The organism is Sporocytophaga myxococcoides (genome assembly GCF_000775915.1).
Classification (GTDB): Bacteria; Bacteroidota; Bacteroidia; order Cytophagales; family Cytophagaceae; genus Sporocytophaga; species Sporocytophaga myxococcoides_A.
On the sequence record NZ_BBLT01000005.1, the window covers coordinates 137,541 to 164,138 of the forward strand.

Annotated in this window: 17 protein-coding genes; 12 read left to right on the top strand and 5 right to left on the bottom strand. The window is 35.0% G+C overall.

The annotated features are described in order from the left end of the window. Positions 1-2 precede the first annotated feature (2 nt). From MYP_RS13225 to MYP_RS13240, 4 genes are all read left to right on the top strand, one after another. On the top strand, positions 3-638 hold the full coding sequence (locus MYP_RS13225; protein WP_045464237.1) for a response regulator: 636 nt from the start codon (positions 3-5) through the stop codon (positions 636-638). 844 nt (positions 639-1,482) lie between these two features. After that, positions 1,483-1,782 carry a hypothetical protein gene (locus tag MYP_RS13230; RefSeq protein WP_045464239.1) on the top strand — a complete coding sequence of 100 codons (300 nt, stop codon included), beginning with the start codon at positions 1,483-1,485 and terminating at the stop codon, positions 1,780-1,782. Between the two features lie 598 nt (positions 1,783-2,380). Next, positions 2,381-3,718, top strand: a complete 1,338-nt coding sequence (gene nhaA, locus MYP_RS13235) for a Na+/H+ antiporter NhaA (protein WP_045464241.1) — start codon at positions 2,381-2,383, stop codon at positions 3,716-3,718. 25 nt (positions 3,719-3,743) lie between these two features. Next, the gene (locus tag MYP_RS13240; RefSeq protein ID WP_045464243.1) at positions 3,744-4,622 is read left to right on the top strand and encodes an ion transporter; all 879 of its coding nucleotides are present in this window, start codon (positions 3,744-3,746) and stop codon (positions 4,620-4,622) included. A gap of 350 nt (positions 4,623-4,972) precedes the next feature. Here the strand turns inward: MYP_RS13240 and ade are convergent, their stop codons facing one another. Beyond that, positions 4,973-6,595: an adenine deaminase gene (ade, locus tag MYP_RS13245; protein ID WP_045464245.1), complete on the bottom strand. Its 1,623-nt coding sequence runs from the start codon at positions 6,593-6,595 to the stop codon at positions 4,973-4,975. A 150-nt stretch (positions 6,596-6,745) separates the two neighbouring features. On the opposite strand from ade, the gene MYP_RS13250 reads away from it, so the two are divergent. After that, positions 6,746-6,943 carry a YwbE family protein gene (locus MYP_RS13250; protein WP_045464247.1) on the top strand — a complete coding sequence of 66 codons (198 nt, stop codon included), beginning with the start codon at positions 6,746-6,748 and terminating at the stop codon, positions 6,941-6,943. A gap of 97 nt (positions 6,944-7,040) precedes the next feature. Further along, complete coding sequence (locus MYP_RS13255) at positions 7,041-8,336, top strand: PQQ-dependent sugar dehydrogenase (RefSeq protein WP_045464249.1); 1,296 nt, start codon at positions 7,041-7,043, stop codon at positions 8,334-8,336. A 20-nt stretch (positions 8,337-8,356) separates the two neighbouring features. Here the strand turns inward: MYP_RS13255 and MYP_RS25095 are convergent, their stop codons facing one another. From MYP_RS25095 to MYP_RS13270, 3 genes are all read right to left on the bottom strand, one after another. After that, positions 8,357-10,411 carry a sensor histidine kinase gene (locus tag MYP_RS25095; RefSeq protein ID WP_052430189.1) on the bottom strand — a complete coding sequence of 685 codons (2,055 nt, stop codon included), beginning with the start codon at positions 10,409-10,411 and terminating at the stop codon, positions 8,357-8,359. Positions 10,412-10,613: 202 nt separating this feature from the next. Continuing rightward, positions 10,614-12,848: a PAS domain-containing protein gene (locus MYP_RS13265; protein ID WP_045464251.1), complete on the bottom strand. Its 2,235-nt coding sequence runs from the start codon at positions 12,846-12,848 to the stop codon at positions 10,614-10,616. 311 nt (positions 12,849-13,159) lie between these two features. After that, entirely contained in the window at positions 13,160-13,942 is a 783-nt protein-coding gene (locus tag MYP_RS13270) for an alpha/beta hydrolase (RefSeq protein WP_045464253.1), read from the bottom strand. 222 nt (positions 13,943-14,164) lie between these two features. On the opposite strand from MYP_RS13270, the gene MYP_RS13275 reads away from it, so the two are divergent. Both MYP_RS13275 and MYP_RS25100 read left to right on the top strand, forming a co-directional pair. Beyond that, positions 14,165-16,258 (top strand): S9 family peptidase, encoded by a 2,094-nt coding sequence (locus MYP_RS13275; protein WP_052430190.1) that lies wholly within the window; start codon positions 14,165-14,167, stop codon positions 16,256-16,258. 662 nt (positions 16,259-16,920) lie between these two features. Further along, positions 16,921-19,827, top strand: coding sequence for an Ig-like domain-containing protein (locus tag MYP_RS25100; protein ID WP_156140574.1), 2,907 nt, complete (start codon positions 16,921-16,923; stop codon positions 19,825-19,827). Positions 19,828-19,913: 86 nt separating this feature from the next. Here MYP_RS25100 and MYP_RS25105 read toward each other — a convergent pair whose 3' ends face one another. After that, positions 19,914-23,063 carry a PQQ-dependent sugar dehydrogenase gene (locus MYP_RS25105; RefSeq protein WP_081990514.1) on the bottom strand — a complete coding sequence of 1,050 codons (3,150 nt, stop codon included), beginning with the start codon at positions 23,061-23,063 and terminating at the stop codon, positions 19,914-19,916. Positions 23,064-23,509: 446 nt separating this feature from the next. Here MYP_RS25105 and MYP_RS13290 point away from each other — a divergent pair, with 446 nt between their 5' ends. The 4 genes from MYP_RS13290 (at position 23,510) to chrA (ending at position 26,517) form a co-directional block, all read left to right on the top strand. Further along, on the top strand, positions 23,510-23,890 hold the full coding sequence (locus MYP_RS13290; RefSeq protein WP_231570041.1) for a hypothetical protein: 381 nt from the start codon (positions 23,510-23,512) through the stop codon (positions 23,888-23,890). 96 nt (positions 23,891-23,986) lie between these two features. Then, entirely contained in the window at positions 23,987-24,307 is a 321-nt protein-coding gene (locus MYP_RS13295) for a hypothetical protein (RefSeq protein ID WP_156140576.1), read from the top strand. A gap of 171 nt (positions 24,308-24,478) precedes the next feature. Further along, complete coding sequence (locus tag MYP_RS13300) at positions 24,479-24,832, top strand: hypothetical protein (RefSeq protein WP_045464257.1); 354 nt, start codon at positions 24,479-24,481, stop codon at positions 24,830-24,832. Positions 24,833-25,383: 551 nt separating this feature from the next. Beyond that, positions 25,384-26,517, top strand: a complete 1,134-nt coding sequence (gene chrA, locus MYP_RS13305) for a chromate efflux transporter (RefSeq protein ID WP_045464259.1) — start codon at positions 25,384-25,386, stop codon at positions 26,515-26,517. Positions 26,518-26,598 lie beyond the last annotated feature (81 nt).

A 26,598-nucleotide genomic window follows, 5' to 3' on the forward strand; every position in this document is an offset into this window, starting at 1 on the left:
ATATGAGTAAGATAAAATTAATACTGGCAGACGATCATTCCCTGATCAGAGCAGGATTCAGGACATTACTTGGAAAGAATGAAGCCTTTGAAATTGTAGGAGAAGCAACGGATGGGCAAGATCTGGTAAAGATGGCTCATACCATTGAACATGATGTGATCCTCACAGATATCACTATGCCTGGCCAGGGAGGACTGGATGCAATGGAACAGCTAAAAAAGGAAAATCCCTATTTTAAATTCATTGTGCTGACCATGCATGAAGAAAGAGAATACGTACTGAGGGCAATCAAAATAGGCGCTCAGGGCTATTTACTTAAAAATATAGAAAATGCAGAGCTGGCAAAGGCTATCAAGACCGTTTATGATGGAGGGAAATATTTTAGCCCCTTTGTTGTGAATCTGCTTGCTGAAAACTATGGAAAGCCTGAAGCTCTAGAGACTTCTGAAGTTACACCCAGAGAAAAAGAAGTATTACAGTTCGTTGCAAAAGGTTTTAGCACCAAACAGATTGCTGACGAATTAGGGATCAGTATCAGAACCGTAGAGTCACATCGTATCAATATGTTGAAAAAGTTACGCGTAAGCAATTCAGCAGAATTGATCAAAAAAGCGATAAAACTTAATCTTATAGATTAATATCTTAAGGGTAAATCCTTGTTTATTTACTGTTGTTTATACCGTTTGTTTGTTAGTATTTTTCGTTATTTGCAAAGTCGGTATTATTTATTTTGGTAACAAAACGAACAACAATTATTAAGCAATGATAATTGCAGGCTTTATGGACTCGCAGCTCAGATATCTTTTGCGCAAAATGGAGTAAATAATGACCCTACTTATTCATCAACAATTATAAACAAGCTAATCAAGCAAGGTATGCGAAGGAGAATAAGCTTGGTGATCCTGTTTCAATTGAGACAAGTCGGGTAGCTGTAAAAGAAAACTAAAGCAAAGCTTAAATTCAGGTAAAGCTTCAAATAAAGAATCAGTAGCTACTTGAATGCCTCAGATTTAAAGTTCGAAATCATACAATCATCCATCCATATGGTTTGAAATCTTCTGATTAAAGGTTTTATAAAGTTCTAATAAATTTCTGATAAAGCCTTCCCAAAAACCGGAAGGCTTTTTGGGTGACTGAATAAAACAATCAAAAAGGTTATTAAAATTTTTTCCTTCATGGTATTTTTGTCAGCTATTAAGGTTATTCTACCTAGCTTATGCGAAATGTCATTATAAGTCCTTCGCAGAAAAATCATTTGCAATATGATCGGCAATCTACCTAATAAGAAAAATAATACTTTGAAAAAAAGTATTAAGTAGTTATTGCGTTATAAATCTTAGATAATGAGTATTTTATATGTTAAATAGGGGTAAATACTGATATCTATACTGTTGTAAATACTGTATATGGGTTAGTGTTTTTTGTGATTTATAAGTTCGGTGTAAATTGTTTTATTAGCAGAAATAAAAATAAATAACTGTTATGAAACACATGATAATTGCTGGCTTAATGGTACTTGCAGCTCAGGTATCTTTTGCACAAAATGGAGTAAATAGTGATCCTACTTATTCTATCAACAATTATAAACAAGCTAATAAAGCAAAGTATGCGAAGGAGAATAAGCTTGGAAATCCTGTTTCAATTGAGACAAGTGAGATAACAGTAAAAGAGAATTATAAGCAAAGTTTTAACTCAGGAAAAACTTCCAATAAAGCAACTGTTGCGACTTATATGCCTCAGATTAAAAGTTCGAGATCTTACAAGCATCCTTACGGTTTGTAATCTTTTGATATAAAGGATTTTCATAAAGTTTAAATAATTCCCAAAAAGGGCTCTCCGATTTTCGGAGGGCCTTTTTTTTTGAAGACTGAAAACTTAGTGTTCCTTGTTGTTCTAAAAAAGATGCGTTGGTTCACTTAAGAAATTATTAATTATACCTTTTTAAACTACTCTCGAATTCAATTTTCATAGTTTTTTTATTTTTTCATAAGTTTTGTATTTCCACAAATTAATCCGTTTTCAATTTGATACACTTTCTTAAAGTGGTAACAAATCGCTTGCGTCTGGTTACTTTTAACCTCTAGAGTATCAGAAAAAATCAAATTTTAATAGCTGTACACATGGTACAGAATAATGGATTGTGGACATCTGAAAGAATAATACTGGTTTAAAACAGGTCTAAAACTTTGTCTGGATGGCGGTATTGAAAGAAGTAACCTCTTAATATTGATAAATTAGCTATTGACCTTTAGCTCTTTAGCTTTTGTCCTAAACTGCAAGCATTGATTTGTAAAGGGATTAAGGAATAAATTGGTAATTTTGGTTTAGAAAAATTGATCACTTATACAGATTAAGATTATAAATTAAATAACAGAGAATTTTGACAGATTTGAAAAAAGCTCCGATTGAAAAAGTAGTAAGACCTATTCAGAAATTTATACAACAGGAGAAATCGGGCGGACTGGTTTTGGGTATAAGTGTAATTATAGCTTTGCTTTTAGCCAACTCTCCGTGGTACAATGATTACCATCACTTCTTTGAACATAACATAGGTTTTCTATTTGACGGAAAGACTTACCTGCAGTACAGCATCCATCATTGGATAAATGATGGACTAATGTCGATTTTCTTTTTTGTTATAGGGTTAGAACTTAAAAGAGAAATTGTAGCAGGGGAATTATCCAATCCCCGAAAAGCGATGCTTCCAATTGTTGCGGCTATTGGTGGCATGCTTATACCAGCTATGATTTATATTATTCTCAATCCAAAGAAAGAAGTACAAAGCGGTTGGGGTATTCCAATGGCTACAGATATAGCTTTTGCTCTGGGAGTATTGTATCTTTTAGGCAATCGTATTCCTTTATCACTGAAAATTTTCTTGACAGCCTTGGCTATAGTGGATGATCTGGGTGCTGTTTTGGTTATTGCATTATTTTATACGTCTGATATTTCAATTATGAATTTGGCGATAGGGTTAATATTCCTTTTAGCAATGTATATGGGTAATAAAATGGGCGTGAGAAGTGTTCTTTTTTATGCTTTATTAGGAATAGGTGGTGTCTGGACAGCATTTTTATTGTCAGGTGTGCATGCAACTATTGCGTCAGTTTTAGCGGCTTTTACAATTCCAGCTGATGTGAAAATCAAAGAAGATGTTTTTATTGCGAGGATAAAAAATCACCTTAACCAATTCGCAGAAGCAGACTCTAACGATAGCCCAACTTTGACCAATAAACAATTACATATTTTAGAACAGGTATCAATAGATACAGAACATGCAATACCTCCACTACAAAGGCTGGAACACGTTATGCATCCATTTGTTACATTTCTGATCATACCAATTTTTGCATTAGCCAATGCTGGCGTTCCATTTTTGGACATTGACATAAAACAGATACTTAGTAACAATATCGCTCTTGGGGTAGCATTAGGATTATTGATAGGTAAAGTAGTTGGAGTAGTAGGATTTACCTGGCTTTGTGTTAAAATAAGAATCGCATCTTTTCCCCAAGGCATGAATCTGCAAAACCTTTTTGGATTGGGACTACTGGCTTCTATAGGATTTACAATGTCCTTGTTTATTTCACAGCTGGCTTTTATAGATGAAGCTTTTAGGGTACAAGCTAAAATCGGAATTTTTGTTGCCTCTACCATAGGTGGTGTTTTGGGATATCTCGTTTTAAGCAGACAACACAAAGAAGAGAATAAAAATTAGTAATGGAGTAGGGAATCTTGTAATTATGCCTGACTATATTAAAAATCCTAAGAGTAAGTTAGATCGATTTAAACAGGAAGTATATATCATTATCTATGGGGTAAACACTCCTGCGGGAAAAGCCTTTGATATTGGTTTGTTGATAGCCATTTTGCTTAGTGTTTTTACTATTATGGCGGAAACCATTGAGGATATCGACCGTAATTTTCACAAAGAATTGATGGTGTTGGAATGGATTTTTACTGTCATTTTTACTGTGGAATATGCATTTAGAATTTTTGTCAGCAAGAAACCGTTAAAATACATTTTTAGTTTTTATGGTATTATAGACCTGTTGTCCATATTGCCAATGTTCCTCGCCGTTTTTATTAGTGGGAGTCATATCTTGAGTAGTCTGAGAATTTTAAGATTATTAAGGCTATTCCGGGTTTTCGGTTTGATGGAATTTATGGAGGAATCTTCAAAATTAAAAGTTGCTCTATTGGCAAGCCGTGCAAAAATTATGGTTTTTCTCTATACTGTTTTAATTATTGCTATTTTAATAGGAACACTAATGTATTATATCGAAGGGCCTGAAAACGGTTTTACGAGTATTCCAAGAAGTGTATTTTATACCATTGTTACGCTTACTACAGTTGGCTATGGAGATATGGTACCTACTACTGCTTTAGGACAGTTTTTGTCGATGATTTTGATGGTTATAGGTTACGGCATAATTGCAGTACCAACGGGAATTGTGGGAGTGGAAATAGCTAAGGCAGGCGATAATTCTATTGGCAGTAAAAAAACTAAAAACAAAGAAGATAATAGATTAAATGATATAGTATGTGCCCATTGCAACAAAGAAGGTCATAGAAATGATGCAGAATATTGTTATAGTTGTGGACATCATTTGCATGCTTAGAAAAATAATATAACCTGACATAACGAAATAGAACGAATATCTGTGCCTTGAATGATGGATTAATGATGCTGATATATTCTAAGGGCAGGAATTTTTTGGCGAAATTTGTACTATTAACTGTTTGTGCAATATTCAACCTATGTCTCATCTTACTTTAAAAATTCAAACTTATTTCCATCAAACAGTCCAAGGCCGCTGGGTTTAAGAAATGGAATAACGCGCCTAGTAATCTCCGTATAATTTAATTTATTACACAGAGGTATGAAGAGAAGACATAGAGATACACCGAGAAAAGTATTCCCGGCCTAATCAAATGATTCGCTTTTAACTTTCGGCTTTTAACTTACAACTTATTGAACAAATTCAAACTTATCTCCATCAAACAGCCCAAGGTCACTGAGTTTAAGAGATGGTATCACCAGCAAAGCCATAAAAGACAATGTCATGTATGGTGAAGAAAGTGTGCTTCCCATTGCTTTGGAGATTTTGTCAAGCTCTGTATATTTATCAGCTACCAAATAGCCATCATCTGCAGACATTAATCCACCAACCGGAAGAGGTAATGAATAAATTTTTCCTTCAAATACAGCAGATATACCACCCCGGTTATTGATCACTTCGTTTACAGCTTTGGTAATATCTTCATCATTTACGCCAACAGATACTATATTATGAGAATCATGTGCGATAGATGAAGCAAGTGCTCCTTGCTTTAAACCGAACCCTTTGATGAATGCCTTTGAAGGAATTGCTTCTTTATATCTGTTAACAACAGTGATTTTTAATATGTCTTTCTCTGGCAATGTTTGTACAAAACCGTTTTCGAGTGGTAGTTCAGTATCGATGGATCTGGTGATCAGTTGTCCATCCAGAGCTTCCATCACTCTGGTTTTTCCTGTTGAAGATGCTATCTTAAAATCTGAAACCTTCTTCAAAGGCGTATTAAATCTGTTAATAGGGGATACAGATATTGATTTTATATAGCTCTTTTTATTTTCGGCAACAAGCTCACCATTTATATATGTTTTGAGAATATTAAAGTCTTTAAGATTATCAATAATAATAAAATCTGCAGGATCTCCGGATTTAAGAAGGCCAACTTCCAGTCCATAATGTTTTACCGGGTTGATGCAGGCTGCTTTCAAGATTTTATATAGATCAATTCCTTTGTCTAGAGCTCTTTTCACCAGCTCATTGATATGCCTTACAACAAGATTGTCCGGATGCTTATCATCAGAACAAAACATAATAGAATCTTCGTAATCATTTAAAAGATCGATAAGAGCTTCAAAGTTTTTGGCAGCGCTTCCTTCTCTTATAAGTATTTTCATTCCTGATTTCAGCTTGTCTAAAGCTTCTTCAGCAGTGAAGCATTCATGATCTGTAGAAATACCTGCTGCAATATATCGCTTCGCCTGCTCTCCTTTAAGACCTGGAGCATGCCCATCTATCACTTTTCCCAGTTTTTTTGCAATATTGATCTTTTCGTATACAATCGGATCATCGAAAAGTACACCTGGCCAGTTCATCATTTCTGCCAGATATTTTATTTCAGGCTTTTTTAAAAGCGTTTCAATGTCTTTCGCAGTGATCTCATCTCCTGCAGTTTCAAAGGTAGTTGCAGGTACGCAGGAAGGGGCGCCAAAATTAAATTTAAATGGAACCTGTTTCCCATTATTCACCATAAATTCAACGCCTTCCATACCACAGACATTGGCAATTTCATGAGGGTCAGACACTGTAGCTACAGTACCATGCAAAACGGCAAGTCTGGCAAATTCAGAGGGTACAAGCATAGAGCTTTCTATATGAACATGAGAATCTACAAAACCTGGAAGGATATATACATTTTCACTTACTTCTGCTGATTCTTTGATTTTCTCTATTCGTCCGTCTGATATTGTTATATATCCTTTATAAATGCGTCTTCCTTCAATGTCAATGATGTTGCCGGGGATTGTCTTAGAGCTCATTTTTCGCCTGGTTTTGAAAAGATTTAATCCTAATAGGAACTGCAGTACAATATATTTAATCTAATTTGAAAAATATAATTTGGTATATGAACATAATTAATTTTTATAACATTTTCAGATCATTTATTTTAGAAAGAAAATTTTCATTTAATGGAAAATCAGACCAGAGCCAATATTAAACCGGGAATTTTAGTGGATATTATTTTAAAGAAGGATCAAAAGACAGGTATGTTAACCAGAGGCATAGTGAAAAATATATTAACAAGCGCGGCTAAACATCACAGAGGGATAAAGGTTCGTCTTGAAAATGGAAAAATAGGAAGGGTGCAGAAAATAGTGGCAACATAAAAGTTTTATCAACCTGATTTGTAATTGGGTGTGTTGGCTATATTGATAAACATGATAATTAATTAATAACTAATAACACTATATAATTTTGAAGACCATGCAAAAGGTTATTTTGATTTTACTAGTTTCCCTGAGTTTTCAGGTAGAATGTAATGGACAATCATTTAGAAGTGATTCTGCCAGAGGGTTTGTTGCTACTACACTTGTCAATGATCCCGGTAAAACCGGTTTAAAGTTACCTCAGGGGTTTAAAGGAACAATTGTCGCGGACAATCTTGGAAAGTCACGCCACATTGCCGTGACCAGACATGGAAATGTTTACGTAAAACTGGACAGGCCTTCTGACAAAGGGGCTGTGTTATATCTTGAAGATAAAAACAAAGATGGAAAAGCTGAGAAAATATCAGGCTTTGGTGATTATAAAGGTACAGGTATTGCAATTAAAGATAATTATCTGTACGCTTCTTCCAATAGTGAAGTATTTAGGTATAAACTTAATGATAAAGGAGAGGTAATCAACCAGAAAAGTCCTGAGAAAATTGTAAAAGGTCTGGTGGCCAGAAGGCAGCATGAGTCCAAATCCATAACACTTGATAACAATGGCAATATTTATGTTAACATAGGAGCTCCCTCAAATGCTTGTCAGGAGAAGGATAGAGTCAATGGTTCTAAGGGGATGACTCCTTGTCCTATACTGGATTCTGCGGGTGGTATCTGGCAATTCAAAACAGATAAAGCTGATCAGAGTTATGCTGAAGGTGTTCGTTATGCCACAGGTTTAAGAAATGTTGTAGGTCTTGACTGGAATAAAGAGAACAATCAATTGTTTGTTATGCAACATGGAAGAGATCAGTTGTTTCAATTATACCCTAATTTATATACTGAAAAGCAAAGTGCCGAATTGCCAGCAGAAGTATTGTATGCCATAAATAAAGGCGACAATGCAGGTTGGCCATATATTTACTATGATCAGTTTCAGGATAAAAAAATACTTGCACCAGAATATGGCGGAGATGGAAAGAAAACAAGTGGAGAAGATGCAATTGATCCTTCTATAGTATTTCCGGCACATTTAGCTCCTAATGGACTATTATTTTATACTGGAGATCAGTTTCCTGCCAAATATAAAAACGGAGCATTTATAGCGTTTCATGGTTCATGGAACAGAGCGCCTCTAAAACAAAAAGGTTATTTTGTAGCTTTTGCTCCATTTAAAGATGGCAAACCTGTTGGGACATGGGAGATATTTGCAGATAATTTTGCTGGTACAGAAGAGGTCAACTCTCCCGGAGATGCAAAGCACAGACCTTGCGGTGTGGCCGAGGGACCGGATGGTTCACTTTACATATCTGATGATGTGAAGGGAACGATTTTTAAAATCAGTTATAAATAAAATTTTACAGGAGTTTGTCTTTAATTGTTCTCTTTTAGAGACAACTCCTCTTTATATTCTGCTGATATTGAGGCGGGCAGGGCGACAGTAAAAGCTGTTCCTATTCCTATTTCGCTTTCGATAGATATTTTTCCTCCCATACTTTCAATCTGAGTTTTGATGATAAACAAGCCTAATCCTTTTCCTGGGATTTCAAGATGAAAGCGTTGATAAGGCTGAAAAATCTTTTCTCTGTATAGTGTAAGATCCAGGCCTATTCCATTGTCCCTGAACTCAATAAAATGGTAATCCCCCTCGGTATAGGATTTAATATTGACAGTAGGCATTAAATATTTCTTACAATATTTAATGCTGTTAAGAATAAGATTAAAGAATATATTCTTAAGATAAGATGGAATTGCAGGAGTGAAAGCTGTTTCAGAAAAGTCATAGTTGACTACAGCGCCGCTTGCTGTGATTTCATTTTCAAGAAGATCAATTACCTCAAGACATACTTTTTCAAATTTTACCTTTTCCATCATAGCATCTGTGTTTCTATGATGATCCAGCAATGACGCTAAGTCCTTGAGAATACCATCAACCTTTAGGGACGACTCTTTGACGTTATGAATCACTTTTGCGTTCAGAGGGTCTGATGGAGTACCTTCATTAAACAATTCACATAGTCCCAGTAATGTAGCAATAGGACCACGAAGGTTGTGCGCTGTGATATTAGCAAATTGCTCCAGTCTGAAGTTGCGGTCGTTAAGGTCCTTATTAAGTTTTATAAGCTGACTGGTTCTTTTTTCTACTATTTTTTCAAGCTGTTCTTGTTGTTCTTTCAGTTCCTTGTTTTTAAGCTCTATCAGAATGTTTTTTTCTCTCAGTTCAAGCGTTCTGGACATTACTTCAGTTTCAAGGAAGTGTTTTTGTTCTATGATAATGCTGTCTTTCTCCAGTTTAAATAATTTAAGTCTGCTCAATATAGCCAGGTTAAAAAAGATAATTTCAATGGCAGATCCGATTTGAATGGAATTGTCTGTGAAAACATTCAAGGGGATGGCTCCATTTAGAGTAATGACGTGAATAAGAATTCCAAGGAAGAAAGATATACTGCCCGTTAAAAAAAAGCTAATTGTGTGTTTTTCAATTCTCTTTAATTTTTTAAATAAATAAACTCCTGCAAAGAGCGGCAATAAAGCACCTATGCAGAATACCGAAAAAACAATTTCATTTACTAGTGTGGTATAGTAAAACGTATTAAGGGTAAATGAAACTATGTTGACTACATAAAATACTCTAAATGTAAAATACAGCCATTTAGAATATTTTTTTAACAGTAACAACTTTTCTATAAATACTAAATGGAAAGTAGTAAGCAAGTAGAAAATAAAACAATATTGATTCACTATTGGAGTCTCGGGCCAGAAATACTGAAAGGCATAGCCGAAATTAAGTAAAGTGAGAAACCCTGTTGCACCGATGGAAAGTGCGTAGTAAAGGAATAAACTCTCTTTAAGCCAAAAATAGGATGTAAGCGTGAGGGTTATTGTAAGAATGATTAGGCCAAGGTAAAGAAAGTGAAGAGATATATTTTGCTGAACATCGGTTATGAATTCTTTTTCAGAGAAGATCTCAACAGGGACTTTCATTGGGCCTTTGATTTGAATTTCAAGGCAAATAAGTTCTGTGTTTTTGGGAATAAAAAAGTTGGGAAAGTTTATGGGTAAATCTCTGTAATTGAATGGGGCAAGGTCTCCGGATTCTTTGAGTTCTATAAGTTTATTATCTTTAATGAAATGTGCTGTGATGTGATCTAAAAAAGAATTTTTTACAAGTAAAATTCCATTTTCAGGCAAGCCCTTAGCTGGAAAGATGATCCATATTTTATTTGCTTTAAGTCTGATATTTACTGCATCGTCCGCAATTTTAAATTTCTCAGGAGATTGTAAAAAAAGGCTTGAAACAGTTGAAAAAGTATACTTAAGAGAATCGTCAGTGATATAATTTAATTTTAAAGAAGAAGATTTTGCAATAGTAAAGGTAATACTGCTAAAGTAAATTATAATTAATGTAAAGATTATCCTGTTTTTCATTTCCTGGCTATTAAATATACAAACACTTTAGCACAGGCCCAATTAGAACTTATTAAACAAGAACAAATTTCGATAAAAGGCAGGAGAGATATAATGAGACTGCTAAAGATTTATGTTATGTAATATTTATTAAAAAAATAAATGCTCCGAAGCTATAACGAATTGTAATATCTCCGGAGCTTAATTTAATTCAACAATTCAATTAAGAATTGGTTTTTAATAACGGATGTCCCAGTACACTTGCTTGTTTGTTATACATATACTCTGCAAACTTTTCATCTTCAATATGATAACGGGCTCCAATGTATTTTACAATATTCCCATCTTCATCTTTTATAGGAACGATAGTAGCATTCACCCAATAAACAATCCCACCTTTGCCTCGGTTTTTTATGATTCCTTTGAATATATTTCCTGACTTAATTGTATCCCAGAAGAGTTTAAACAGTTCTTTTGGCATTTCAGGATCTCTAAGAATATTATGGGGCTTTCCGATCAATTCTTCCCTTGAATAGCCGGATACTTCAACGAATTTAGAGTTAATATCAAGTATGGTTCCATACTTATCTGCCTCAGAAAGAATAGTCGTTAATCCGAAAATCCTTTCTCTTACTTCAAGTTCTTTTGTCATGGATTTCAGGGAACTCACATTTCTTTCCATTTCTTCCTGTGTCGCCTGAAGTTCTTCCATATTCTGGCGCATTTCCTCTTCCTGAGCTCGCAGTTCTTCAGTCATAATCTGAGACTGTTCTAACAATGAACGGGTTTTGGTGCCTGTCTTCATATTATGCACAGTAGATCCGAAACTCTCAGCAATAGCCTCAATAAATTTGATTTGATGATTAGGAATTATCTTGAATGAAGCTAATTCTATTACACCGAATATTTTATCATTGAATTTAACAGGTACAATCACTAAGCTGGATGGAGATGCCCCGCCTACTCCTGAGGTTATATACATGTAATCATTAGGAATTTCTGTCATGAAGATAGTTTCACCTTCCTGCCAACATACACCGGCAAGTCCTTCACCTTCATTGATTTTCTTGTTGATGAATTTTTTTCTGTCATATGCATAGCATGCTTTCATCAGCATATAGCTTTCTTCATCATCTTCATCTTCCAGAATAAAAAGACCACCTTGATTGGCATCTATATATTTAACCATTTCCCTAAGGAAGTTGTCATAAAGAGTATCTGCATCATTGATATAAATTCTAAGCAAATTGGCAAACATAGCCAGGCCTTCATTATGCCAGGCTCTTTGTTGCTCATCATCATCAATATTCTTAAGTTGCCTGATGATAAGATTCACAGTTTTGCCAACCTCGTCCTTATCTGATGTTAATGGTAGTTCTGTTAATATTTTACGGGAACTAATAGCTTCAACCTGGTTCATGGTAGTTTTGAACCGAAATACAATCTTCTCAAGACCAGTTATCAGATCTTTAAGCATATTGTTATTGCTGAATTCATCAAATTTCACAGACAGGTTTCCTTCACTGATTTCTGTTGCTCTGATCTGTATTTCATGAATTGGATCGAAGGCTGGTTTTATGAATTTGTTGAGAACCCAATAAATTAACGCAATCAGACCTAATGAGAGAAAAAGGATTGCTAATAGTGTTGTTGATAGGAGATTATTGCTTTTGTTTTCAAATAAGGTTCTTAAAATATCAAGTTTATTGATAGATTGGTTAGTGGTGAAATACAAAAATCCAATCAATCCCTGGTTTTTTTCTAACCCTAAGACAGATTCTATTTCCACAATTTCATGGAAGGTGGTTTGGTAGGACCTTAAAGCTTCATTCAGATAGTTTTTAGTATCAGAATCAGGAAGAGATGTAATCTGATTTTCGAGATCGGAGACTGTTTGATCAAATGCTCCTATATAGCTTTTTTCCTTTTTTATAAAAAAGTCTTTTTCGTGTTTTCTAAGGGTAAGTACAAGCCCCTTATCTGTATCAGGGCTTTTTTCAAGAATATGTGCCGCCTGGTGCATTTTACCTTCAATACCATGATTTTTAAAACCACGTTCATTAAACAATTGGGAAACTTTTAAGAATACTGAATTGAGGGTATCATAATTAGCTTTAATCTTAAGCAATGTGTCACGGTCTTTACCTTTTAAGTTTTCTTCCAGTAAGGACAAATCTTTCTGAAACAACCTGGCATAATTCATTAAGGAAGAGATATCCATGTTTTCTCCTGTTATCGCAGATATTGTGTCGTACTGAACATTTAGAACATAATTCCTGAATGATGACTCGTATTGAGAAAGATTAAATAAAGCCTTTGATAAATCTGAAGCATTCTCTTTACTTTTTTTGATCGATATAATAGTATATACTAATATGCAAGCTAAAAAAATAGTAGCTGAAATGGTTGAAATTAAAAGCTTATTGTATTTTGATTTAAAACTGTTATCAGAGGACATTTATACGAATATTATGAAGTACTACTAAATAATTCATTTAATATTTTTCCATGTACGATGTCAATCTGTTATAGTTTTGTTGTGTCTGTAGTAAAATAAAAAGTGTGGTAAACTCAATGTTTCCCTCCAGGCATATTTACGATTAATAGAAGGGGGAGAAAATATTGTGGGTTTGTATATGAGTGTTTTATACTTTGTTTTACTTTGGTGTAAGTTCTTATAACTATGTAAGAAAACTTTAAAAATTAAAGAAGAATATCTAATAGTAGGGAGATTTACATAAAGGACTTGTAGCATAAGCTACAAATCCTCTATACTTTCTTAAGCCAGTTCAGTATATAGTCAGCATCTTCTTTCCAGGTAGATTGACCTAATACAAAATGATTCCTACCCTGAAATTCTTTATACTCTATCACTGAACCATTTTTTTTGTACTTGTCAAAATTCCTTTTGTTGAGATGAGCAGGAGTAATAGTGTCCAGGTCTCCTGATGTGATGAGTAATGGCACATGAGGTTTATCAAAGTCTACCTTTGCAGCGTTGGTTAGTCCTCCTCGTGCTACGATTTTGGATTCCGGGATAGTATACCTTTCATATGCAGCCTTTTGTTCTTTAAGTGGCATCTCATTTACAAATGCATATTGCCAATCCGGAAAGGACATTAGATAAGTTTTTTTTAATGAGGTAAATATTCCTAATGATTTCCATGCAGCTTTTAAAAATGAAAATTCATAAGGAAAAACACCCAATGGAGGAACAGGATGTATCGCAATGCCTGCTGCAGCAATGTCTCTGTTAACAATAATCTGAGTCATAAGACCTCCTAAAGAATGGCCAATTACAATTGGTTTCTCCGGAAGTTGTTTGATAATTTCTGAATAATGATCAACAACTTCACTTAAGGTGAGTTCTGCAAGATCAATATCATTCGGTTGCCGGTCTCTCAATTCTTTTGCAGTACCATCTTTAAAAGGCCATGGAGGGGCTATTGCCTTATAACCTTTGCTTTCAAAATATGGGATCCAGTCTTCCCAACAGGCATTGGTAACAAATGCACCGGTAACAAATACTATAGTTTTAGAGTGAATGCTCATGGTATCGAGGTTTGATTAAGTACCTCTGCATGCTGAAAATGTTTGTTTGAGTTAATAGAATTTTCTCCCGATTTCTTTATAGATTAAAGTTAATAGATGAATAGTTGAGAGTTAGTTTTGGCAGTTGTTAAATGTTTTGGTTAATGGCAATGAAAATTATTATGAATTAAATTCTTAAATGGTGATATTTATAAAGTTAAATTAAATGAGATTTTAAATCTAATGAATCAGTTGAATAGTAATACACCTCCAATTGCAGAGAAGATAGATTATCAGGTTGTTTCAGATGCAGGTATAAGAAATGATCCTTATTTCTGGATGCGATTAAGTGATGAGCAAAAAGACTCTGAAGTACAAGATGAGCAAACGAAAAAAGTATTTGATTATCTCAATGCTGAAAATGATTATTTCCAGAATGTCATGAAGCCTACTGAGAAATTGCAAAGAAAGCTTTATGCCGAGATGACAGGAAGGATCAAACAGGAGGATGAAAGTGTCCCTTTTCTCAAAAATGGTTATTGGTATTATGTCAGATATAGTGAGGGATCAGAGTATCCTGTTTATTGCAGAAAGAAGGGATCACTTGAAGCTCAGGAAGAAATACTACTGGATGTTAATGTTATGGCAAAGGGTCATGAATATTATAATGTAGTCGGCCTGTCTGTGAGTGAAGACAATACCAAACTGGCATATGGGCTTGATACTATAAGCAGAAGAATTTATACTATTTATTTTATGGATCTGGTTACCGGTGAATATGTCGGACATCCGATTCCGAATACCGAAGGGTATGTTGCCTGGGCGAATGATAATAAAACAATTTTTTATTCTAAGAAAGATGAAGAAACATTAAGGCCAGATCGTATATATCGTCATATCATAGGCGATAGTCCTGAAGCAGATAAGTTGATTTATCATGAAAAAGATGAGACGTTTTACACTGCTATAGAAAAATCCAAGTCTAAAAAGTTCCTGATTATTGGATCCACAAGCACTCTTGCATCTTATTACAAGATTTTGGATGCAGACAATCCTCTTGGTGAATTTACTGAATTTACTGCTAAAGAAAGTGAGCTGGAGTATCAGGTAGAGCATTTTCATGATAAATTCTATATCCTCACAAACCTGAATGCACCTAACTTCAGGCTTATGGAGACCACTGATAGAAAGACGTCAAAAGAGTTATGGAAAGAGATAATTCCTCACAGAAAAGATGTATTGCTTGAAGATATTGATGTGTTTGAAGATTTTTTCGTACTAAGCGAAAGATATAATGCAAGCACGAATATAAGTATCATAGAACATGGGACGGGTAAGCAAAAATATCTTCCTTTTGAGGAAACTGCCTATACTGTGTTTACGAAAGATAATTATGAAATAAATACAGAATGGCTAAGGTTTAGATATACTTCGTTAACAACTCCCAATACTGTCTATGATTTCAATATGCGGACAGGGGAACAGATTCTCAGAAAGCGGGAAACTGTAGTAGGTGGTTATAATCCTTCAGAATATAAAACAGAGAGAATTTGGGCTGTGGCCAATGATGGGACAAAAATTCCGATGTCAGTTGTATATAAGAAGGGGCTGACATTGAATGGGAATAACCCGGCATTGTTGTATGGCTATGGTTCATATGGAATAAGTATTGATCCTGAGTTTTCATCAAAAAGGTTAAGCCTTCTTGATCGCGGTTTTATATTCGCTATTGCTCATATCAGAGGCGGACAGGAGATGGGAAGGCATTGGTATGAAGATGGTAAAATGTTTAAGAAGATAAATACATTTACTGATTTCATCAATTGTGCAGAACATCTTATAAAGGAAGGATACACCAGTTCAGATAAACTGTTTGCACAAGGTGGCAGCGCGGGAGGTTTATTGATGGGTGCTATAATCAATCTAAGACCGGATCTGTTTAAGGGAATAATTGCTCAGGTACCTTTTGTAGATGTGGTCAGCACAATGCTGGATGAATCTATTCCTCTTACGACCGGAGAATTTGATGAATGGGGTAATCCCAAGAATGAGGAATCGTACAAATATATGTTATCTTATTCACCTTATGATAATATCCAGTCTAAAGAATATCCCAATATACTTATCACTACGGGTCTCCATGATTCACAGGTACAATATTGGGAACCGGCTAAATGGACTGCAAAACTTAGAGATTTAAAGACTGATAATAATGTGCTTTGCCTTAGAACGAATATGGAAACAGGACATGGAGGAACTACCGGAAGGTTTAAGGTGTATGAAGAAATAGCACAGGAGTTTGCATTTGTTCTAATGATTTCCGGAATAGAGAATTAGTAAGATTTAGAAATTGAATGGTATATGTAGAGACGTCATGCAAGGCGTCTCTCTTTCCACAAGAGCAAAATTTATTTAAGGGTTGAATAATTTTGTTCTCAATATTTCATCATTATCAATTGTAAAGCTTTGAGATAAGATAAATTGTTTAAAGACAGATGAATATGTTTATAACTATTTGATTTTTTTTTTGTATTAGTTGTGGTAAATTGTTTATTTTATCTTCTTTAAAATTATTGAATAATAGGTTGCTCGTTTCGAAAAGGATTTTGGTAAATCTTTTTCTATTTAATTGAAAGCAAATGAATTGCGATAGCATCTATTAAATTTACAACAATAAAAATTACCGCATTTCAGATCATAAATTAACCTTAGTCAGATCCTGTCTGCAGTAATTTTAAACATCTATGGAGTATGCTTCAGGTGCAAGAGGAATTTTTACTTGTACCAGGTTTTATGAAGTAATGAGTTTAAATTTATAAACTCTGATTCAGTTATAGTTTCTAATGTATTTATCGGATTAAATTCAGGTATTCAAATGAAATGAATGCTTTGAAATAGACATTATAAATATCCCCCTTCATTTTTCAAAAGGAGAAGGAAAGGTATAATGAATCCAAGTTTAAATTTCTATAAACCAGTTTTAAGCTAACCTAAAAATTATGATGAAACATAAACAAGTCATGTCTGGTAGACAAATTGTTAGGAGTTTTTATAGTGGTGTCAATGAAAAAATACTTCTGTTTGTTTTTTGTTCTGTTTTCTTTTGCAGAAGTATTCAAGCGCAGGATCCTACTGCACCTCCTGTTAAGATTGGGAGTGTGGATGAGTTTTATAATACAGTTCGCCTTTCGGAATCTCAGATAAAAACCCGCAAAATCAAAAAAAGTATTATTCCTGTTACCAAAGATTCAGTTTCTGCTTTGATTAATCTCAAAAAAACAATTGATGGTGAAGAATTTATTTATGGGGAAGTTCAGGATAAAGAGGCATCATCAGTTACTTTTTCTATTGCTGATGGGAAATTGAGTGGTTATGTAGTAATTCCTTCCGATAAAAAAGCATTCAGGTATTTCTCTCAGAAAGATGAAGTATTTGTAGAGGAAGAAGATATTAATAAAGTAATCTGTATTGATTTTAACAAATCTTCGAATGCCGAAAAGCGAGCTTTACCTGTTCAGGCACCGCCCTCAGGCTCGGCAGTATATAACCTGCAAAGTTTGGCTGGTGCGACTGCCGTTGCTTACCTGGACTTTGATGGACAAGTTGTAACAGGTACAAGATGGAATGGGGGAAATACCATTAATGCCTTACCTGGGAATTTTTCTGAAACTGAAGTTACCAATATCTGGAAGATGATCAGCGAAGACTTCAGAGCTTTTAATATAAACATTACAACCAATGAAGCTGTGTTTAACGCTGCTCCCAGAGGTAGGAGGATCAGATGTATATTTACTCCTACTAACACTGCATCTCCTGGCGCTGGGGGGGTTGCTTATGTCAATTCTTTCAGATGGACTGACGATACGCCTTGTTGGGTATTTAATAGCGGTACTAAAGGGGCAGGTGAAGCTGGTTCTCATGAAATAGGACATACATTAGGTCTGTCTCATGATGGCAGAACATCTCCAAAAGAAGATTATTATTCCGGTCATGGAATTTGGGCACCAATCATGGGCGTGGGTTATTCTAAAGGTTTAGTTCAGTGGAGTCGTGGTGAATATGCAAATGCCAATCAGACTCAGGATGATATTTCAATCATCTCAGGAACAGGAAATGGATTTGGTTTCAGAACGGATGAAGCTGGAAATACAAATGCTACCGCTAAAGCATTGATATTATCCCAAAATGGTGTGGTGTCTGAAAACCAAAACTATGGGATTATTACTCAAAGAACGGATGTGGACATCTATTCATTTACTACATCAGGTGGAACTGTTGCATTAACCATTAATCCGTCTCCGGCTTTTCCTAACCTTGATATAGTTGCTACACTTAAAAATGAAGCAGGAACAACATTGGCCACTTCAAATCCCACTGCCTCTGCAACAGGCAGTCAGACAGCTCCAACTTCTATAAACGGTTTATATGCTTCATTTAACATAAACCTCACTGCAGGAACTTATTATTTGAATATTGACGGAACAGGTCAAGGAGATCCTTTAACTACTGGTTATTCGGATTATTCCTCTATAGGGGAATATTTTATTTCAGGTACTATTCCTGTTGCACAGACCAATCAAAATCCTGTTGTTAAAATTACCGCTCCATTAAACAATACCGTATTTACAGCTCCGGCGACAATCAATGTCACAGCTACAGCATCTGATGCAGATGGTACGATAAGTGGGGTTACCTTTTCCGGAGCCGGAGCATCAGTGACTGATAATATCAGTCCATATTCTACTAGGTGGAACAATGTAGCAGTGGGTACTTACAAAATTGTTGCAAATGTCAGAGATAACAATGGAGGAGTTGGAACAGATACAGTAACAATAACAGTTGTTCCGGCAGTTAATCAAAATCCTGTTGTTAAAATTACCGCTCCATTAAACAATACCGTATTTACAGCTCCTGCAACAATCAATGTCACTGCTACAGCATCTGATGCAGATGGAACAATTATCGGAGTTTCCTTTTCTGGGGCAGGAGTATCGGTGACAGATGTTACCAGTCCATATAGCATCAGCTGGACTGATGTTGCAGCAGGTACTTATAAAATCATTGCGAATGTCAGAGATGATAATGGAGGAATAGGAACAGATACTGTTATAGTAACAGTTGTACCACTTGTTAATCAAAATCCCGTTGTTGCAATTACAAGTCCGATCAATAATGCTTCTTTTAATGCTCCGGCAAACATTACCATTGCGGCAAATGCCTCAGATGCAGATGGTACGATTGCAGGAGTAGCATTTTATAATGGATCTTTGCTGTTAGGATCTGATAATACAGCGCCCTATACTTATACAATCACGGGAGCAGCAGCAGGTACCTATAGTCTGACAGCAGTTGCGACAGATAATAACGGAGGAAAAACAACCTCATCTGTAATTACTGTTAAAGTAGAAAATGCATTAACGACAGGAATAAATGGTCCTTCTTGTCTCGTGGCAGGGCAAAGATATCTTTTTGTTTTGTCTCCTGAAGCTTCAGCTACCAATATCAGCTGGTGGACTAATGCTCAGGCAACAATAGAAGTAGATCCTTTAGATAAGAGCAAAGTATATATAACATATGCAGCTAATATATCATCTGTCAACATTAGCGCAGGGGTGAATTATGCTGTGAACCCGTGGTATAAACAATATGATAAAATCCTGAAAGTCGGAGGGTGTCCTTCTGCTGCGATGGAAGCATTTGCACCTGAAGAAATTCAAGAGGATTCTAAGGAGGAGATCTTGTTATCTTTAAAACTTTATGATTTACAAGGCAAAGAGATTGCATACAATGGCGAGTTAACACTTGATGTAAATAAACTCAGTGAATATTTGGACGAAGGAGCATATATTGTCCATGGTGTTACCGACCATAAAGTGATAAAGAAAAAAATTGTAGTAATGAAATAAATAGTATTCATATTGCTTAAAAAAAAAGACTGTCAGAATTTTCTGGCAGTCTTTTTCATACTAATCTTTTTAAAAAAGATTAAAAATTATTTTATGAACTTAATTACAGCAGGTCTGCCTTTATCAATAATCTGAATTAAGTACATTCCATCAGAATAGTTGTTCATATCTATCCATTGATTCTGGATTTCATTGGTTCCTGAAATTATTTTCTTACCATTTACATTGAAGATGTCAAATTTCTCAATGTAATCAGATTGGCTTAATAATCTTATTCCGGAACCGTCTCTGGCCAGTTTGAAATTTAAAATGTTTTGAGATAATGATTCCGAATTAGAAGTAACAGCTGGCATGTCTGTATATAAATATTTTTTTTCTATTCCAGTTTTGCTTATCAATGAAGATGCCCACTGTAATTTAATATTAGCATTGCCTCCGTTTTCATAATATCTAAACTCAAAAGGATAAAAAGTTCTTCCCTTAAGATGAATAGTTTTCTCTTTGTTTTCAATGATTCCGTCATGCCATTGATTAATGATCGTATCATTGTCTATTAGCAACATAAATCCATCATCACCATTTACGGTGAATGTATAATTGTCTTCTAAAGGAGGTCTTAAATAACCTTTCCATGTGATAGTATAAAGATCATTTCCAAGAAGACTTTCATTAGGTGAACCAGCAGCCCAGTTAAAGTCGATTTCGGTGTCTGTTTGAGTGTATTTTGGAGAAATACCAGATAACGATGCTACATCTCCCAAGTAGGAAGCAGTAAGTCCATTACCTGTAGTAATATTGGTGTTTGTAAAGAGATTATTTTGAGGTACGATCTGTTTGGTAATAGAAGGTCCTGACCATAGTAATTCAATAGCCGCAACCCAATCTGTTTCTTCAAAGGTGACTTTTATTTTTTTCTTACCAGCAGTGTTGAATGTGATATTACCTGACTTTTCAATAAAATATTCAACCCCTGTGTAATCCCCAGAAGTTTTATTTATAATTTCCTGATTATCTATATAAAGCTTACAATAATCGTTGTAGAAGGAATTCAGGTAAAAAGTATAGGTGCCGGCAGCAGGTATATCAATATATCCATCCCAGATGGCTTTAAAATTATTGTCATCTATTGTTCCCATATCAGGAGAATCATATTGCCAGTTGAAGTTGATTTCAGGATCAACTCGTTTAAGTCTGACACCATCTGCATTTATGTTTACAGAAGCTACATCCGAATAAGTTCCAGTCAGACCATCTCCGGTATAAGCCACTTCATCGCAATCGTAAGATGCATATAAGTTCACATCAGTATTTGGAGTGGCAAATGTTATAAGTTTGGAAGATTCACCATGGGCCCATCCGGTAAAGATACATGTCCTGTTATTAGTTGAAATGACTAAAGGAGCTTCCAGGCTTCTTATAATTCCTTTTACAGAATAAATTGTTTCTCCTGCTAAATGATAGGTTCCATCATAATTAATCTTTGCTTCAGGAACATTTGAGTTTACGGTAATGCCTACCAGTTGAGGATGAACGTCTGTAAACGTTGTAGAAGAAAAGCCTTTTGAGTCGGTAGCTTTTAAATATACTCGAAAGAATACATTAGGAGAGGTTTCTCCATTGTTGGGAACAGTAAAGCTGATTGGCAGGCTTGTTCCGGTTGTAGGAGCAAGAGCGGGATGAGTATGGGTATCATGATGAAGATCAACCCAAAATGATAGTGAAGCTCCGGAAAGTACTCCATCTTCAGCATCTGTAGCAGTGCCTGAAATTTTTAATACATCGTTTGCTTTGTATTTGAAGTTAGCTAATGGAGAAGATATCATCGGAACAGGGCGTGTGTTCTGAATTACTGTTAACGTGGCCTCTGTCGAAGTGATGCTTGAAACGCTGTTTGATACCACACATTCAAATATTGCATTATTATCTGCTATTGTAACAGATTTAACAAGTAGCGTATCATTTGTAGCTCCTTCCAGAAGCACTCCGTTTTTATACCATTGATAGGTAAGTGGTTGAAGGTTGCTATAAGCAGTAATGGTAAAAAAAGTATTTTCTCCGACTACAAGAGCGCTGCTTTGAGGATTCTGGTTGATAAATACTTCATTTGAATTGGTGTATTTTATCTTCCATAATTTTCCATCATAACTTACTGTGTTAGCGCCTGCAGAACCACCATCAGCACCATTTCTTTCAACATAGTACATATCTCCGTTATCAGCGAAAAGATACCAGAGCGGGCGGTTAGCGCCTGTTGCGAAGTCTGTCCTTATTTTGGTAACAGGATCCCATGCGTAAATTTTCTCTGTACAGTAATCGCCAAAGAAGATCTGACCAGTATATTCTGCCGGGAAAGTCTTATTTAAAGGATTGTAAAAGGAACATCCGATAATAGCGCAAGCGCCTCCTTGGTGAGTGTAAAAATATTCTGGTCCCTGATAATTTGCTATAGAAGTGCTTCCGGAGTTACCTTCTCTATCAGGCCATCCATAAAATTTCCCTGGAAGTATCTTGTTGATTTCTTCTGCAGTACTGCCTCCTACATCTGTAGTATACAATTGACCAGTGGCATCAAATTCAAATGCAAAAGGATTTCTTAATCCATAAGCATATATAGATTTATTTATACCGGTGACTGTTGGATCGTTAAAGAAAGGATTGTCTGTTGGTATGGATCCGTCATCGTTAATCCTTAGTATTTTACCTAATGTGTTTGTTAGCAATTTAGAGTTTGTTGCAACACCGCCTTCTCCGGTTCCAATGTAAAGCTTTCCATCTGATCCGAATTTAAGACATCCCCCGTTATGGATACCTCCTACAAGAGTGTCAAGTTCTATCAGAAGTACTTCACTTCCCGGAAGAGTTGACCGACCATTATTTGTGGCAGTAAAACGCACAACTCTGTTTTTGTTTCTGTTTTTAGGACAATAGTAAGCATAATAGTATCCGTTGTTGAAAAAGTCAGGGTGCAAAGCAATACTGATAAGACCTCTTTCATTAAAGTCGTTTACTTCTACATCCAACAGAGGGCTTGGCAATAATACATCATTCTGCACGACTCTTACTTTACCATTTTTTTCCGTTATATAAATAGTGTTATTAAGTCCTTTGGTAATCGAAACCGGATTAAGTCCTGTGGCAATTTCCTGTTCAATAAATCCGGGAGGTAAATCGGAGGAAAATACACTTTTCATGATAACTAACTGAATGAAAAGTGATAAAACTACTGTAATTCTCATAGGTATTTTAAACTTTATTCTATTGCTTTTAGCAAGAATGCGAAATTAGGAGATAATGCCTTTAAAAATAAATAAGACCGAATTTTTTTGTTAAAAAGAAATAAAACGTATAACTGTTAATTGAATTAATTCAAAGTAATATTGTAAAAATTATAATGATGGGTTGTTAGAAAAATACAATTAAAATTTTGAATTTAGACTCTCGTTCAGTGTTTTTTTTGAATCAGGAAAAGTAATTAGAAATTCAAGGCTAAGATCAATTGATGTGCTTATTAAAGGAAGAGATGTACTTTTGCCTTATTTGTATTAAACTGTTAACATCCAATGCTTTTATAAATACCCCGTGAAATTTATCGGGTAAACCAGACCAACCTGGAGAAATTTAAATTCGGGAATAAGCTCTTGATCTTTATTTTAACTTAATTTTGCATAAAAAAGAATGATATATGTGTAATCAGGTAGTTGTGAATTTATTAGCAGCATATGGAGTATTCCTTATTTTTTGTGGAATTGTTTCGGTTGTTTTTATTGGATTCAAAGCTAAAACTGCTCTTATTTCAGGAGGTACTTCAGGATTAATCTCTATTATGATTTCAGTATTGATGTTCAATCAGGTTACAGCAGCAAAATATGCTGGAATATTGGTTGTTGCTGCGCTGTTTGTAGTTTTCTCATGGAGAAGTACGAAGACTTTATTTACACTGATGGAAATGATTTCAACTTCTCATGAAGATCGGAAAGGTAAAGCAATTGCCTTTCTTATAATCAGCCTCATGGCAGTGGTAAGCATTTTTACTGTAATGATTCAGATCATATTTTGGTGCTGATTGAGGTACTGCTAGTATTTTGTATAGTATTTTTATTCATTGACTTACACTGGGGAAGTTTAAGAATTGCATAAGCATGATGGAGCTTTTTCAGAAATGACAGCAATCGCATTGTATCGTCCGCTTAAAACCAGAATAGGAGAGAAAGCTGCCATGGTTGCAGCTTTTGTTTTTTCAGGTCTTTTGCATGAATTGGCAATCAGTGTTCCGGTAAAAACTGGATATGGACTACCATTATTGTATTTTTTTATTCAGGGTATCCTTATCATGATTGAAAGGAAGTTGGAGTATAATGGGATATTGAAGAATAAGCTGGTAGCCAAATGTTGGGTATTTGCAGGTTTGATATTGCCATTTCCTGTTTTATTTCATAAATGGTTTCTTAAAGGCATTATATGGCCTTTAATATCCTGGTAAAATTTAAAGTTGAGAATAGTTTTAGTTAAATAGAAAATGTCCTTATGCTGAAATCAAAATTTTTATTTATTGCTTTAATCATCCTGTTTACCTTTTGTAGTGAAAATAAAGTAGATCAGTTTAAAACAAAAGAAGATACTCCTAAAGCGCTAAAAAAATCAGGTGAATTGGATGTTAGCAGTTTTTAAATCAAGAGGGAAAACAAATCTTGTCAGTGAGTTATATCAAGAATTACTGGAAAAGGATCCGGAGTTAAGAAAACTTGAAGAGAATAAGGATGAGTTCAATAAAGGACATCAGAATTATTTAAATGCTTTTGAGGGATATGATGGAAAATCCAGGGAATATTATAGAGATGTTAATTCATTTGTCAAAGCAATTAAAGATAGCATTCTAAGTAATAAAATTGAGCTATTACTCCTTCATATGAAGAAAAATATAAGCATTTCATATCCAAACATAGAAGTTTGCAGAATGAACTCTCAAAGCATTCATCGACAATTGAAGATCGTCTTGTTGTATTAAAAATACTTCTGACTCTTGAACAGATAGAAATATACCAGAAAGACAATCTTCCTGATACTAAAGAAGCCTCAATATTGATTAAAAAGGGAAAAATGGTTTCTTCAAAGGCTGATAGTCTCACTCCTAAATACTAAAAGCAATGGTATTTCACATAATAGCCACTATTTGTATTTTATCAGTTATTTCTTTCTTCTGTTCTTTTGTTACTTCCTTATACATTCTTAATTCCAAGAATGTAAATGCGTGTTCAAAGGGTATGAACCTTCTCCTGGCCTGGGTGCTGCCATTTTATTGGTCTTACAGATTTTTTAAGGATCTACTGGCAAAAAGAAAATATAAACGAGGAGATATTCCATTTAGCGAGATTATTAATATTTTTGGGTTATGGGATTGATATATCTCAAGTATTTCCCATCAGTTGAAATCATTAGTTTTTCTTTTAGTTATGTTGACTAGAAGATATTGGTATTTACCAAACTGAAAAGGCTATCCGGTTATCCGAAAAGCATTTTTTAAATCAATATTAAGTCGGTTTTTAGTATATTTTGAAAATGGATCCAGTAAGAATAAAGGAGGTTTGTTATGTGTTTCTGAAGCTTGGTATTATAGGGTTTGGAGGGCCGGCTGCACATATTGCCATGATGGAAGAAGAAATAGTCAACAAAAGGAAATGGATAAGCAGAGAACATTTTCTTGATCTTATAGGAGCTACCAATCTGATTCCCGGTCCGAATTCAACTGAAATGAGCATGCATTGCGGTCATGAGCGAGCAGGATTTCCGGGATTGTTCTTCGGGGGGATTTGTTTTATTTTTCCTGCCGCACTTATCATGGGAATATTAGCATGGCTTTATGCAAGTTATGGAAGTATACCAGAGGTTAAACCTTTTTTGTATGGTATTAAACCGGCTATTATTGCAATTATCATTAACGCAATTTATAAACTTGGAAAAACTGCTTTAAAAAATTGGCAACTTGGTCTCATTGGCACAGGCGTAGTGATAGCCTCTCTTGCTGGTATTAACGAGATATATGCATTGTTATGTGCAGGACTTATTGCAATTATCTGGTTCTCCGGAAAGGATTGGTTAAGACCTAGTAGTCTGTCATCTTTTAGTCCATTTATATTTTCTTTAATTCCTTTTTCAAAATCCATTACCTTGGGTGAATTATTCTGGATATTTATAAAAATTGGAGCTACCTTGTTTGGAAGTGGTTATGTATTGGTAGCTTATCTGCAGGCAGAATTTGTAGATAAGACAGGATGGCTTACTCAGGGACAATTACTGGATGCAGTGGCTCTTGGACAGTTTACGCCAGGACCTTTGTTCACTACTGCTACATTTATCGGATATCAGATGGCTAGTTTACCTGGAGCTGTAATTGCTACAATCGGAATTTTTCTTCCTTCCTTTTTATTTGTCCTTGTGTTGAATCCTTTTGTTCCTAAATTGAGAAAATCCAGGGTAATGAGTTATTTTCTGGATGGCGTAAATATTGGAGCTATTGGGGTGATGCTGGCTGTCACCTTCGAACTTTGCAGTAGTGTTTTAACTGATCTTAGCGCCTGGTTCATAGCTATTGCATCTCTTATTACAGTATTTGGATTCAGGAAACTCAATTCCACCTGGATCATTGCAGGAGGTGCTATTGCGGGTTATCTTTTTCATGTAATGAATTTGTAAGAGGTTTCTGAAAATTTTTAAGATGTAGATTTTTTATATCCCGAATTAATTTATCCCACCAATATTACAATTAAGCTTTGA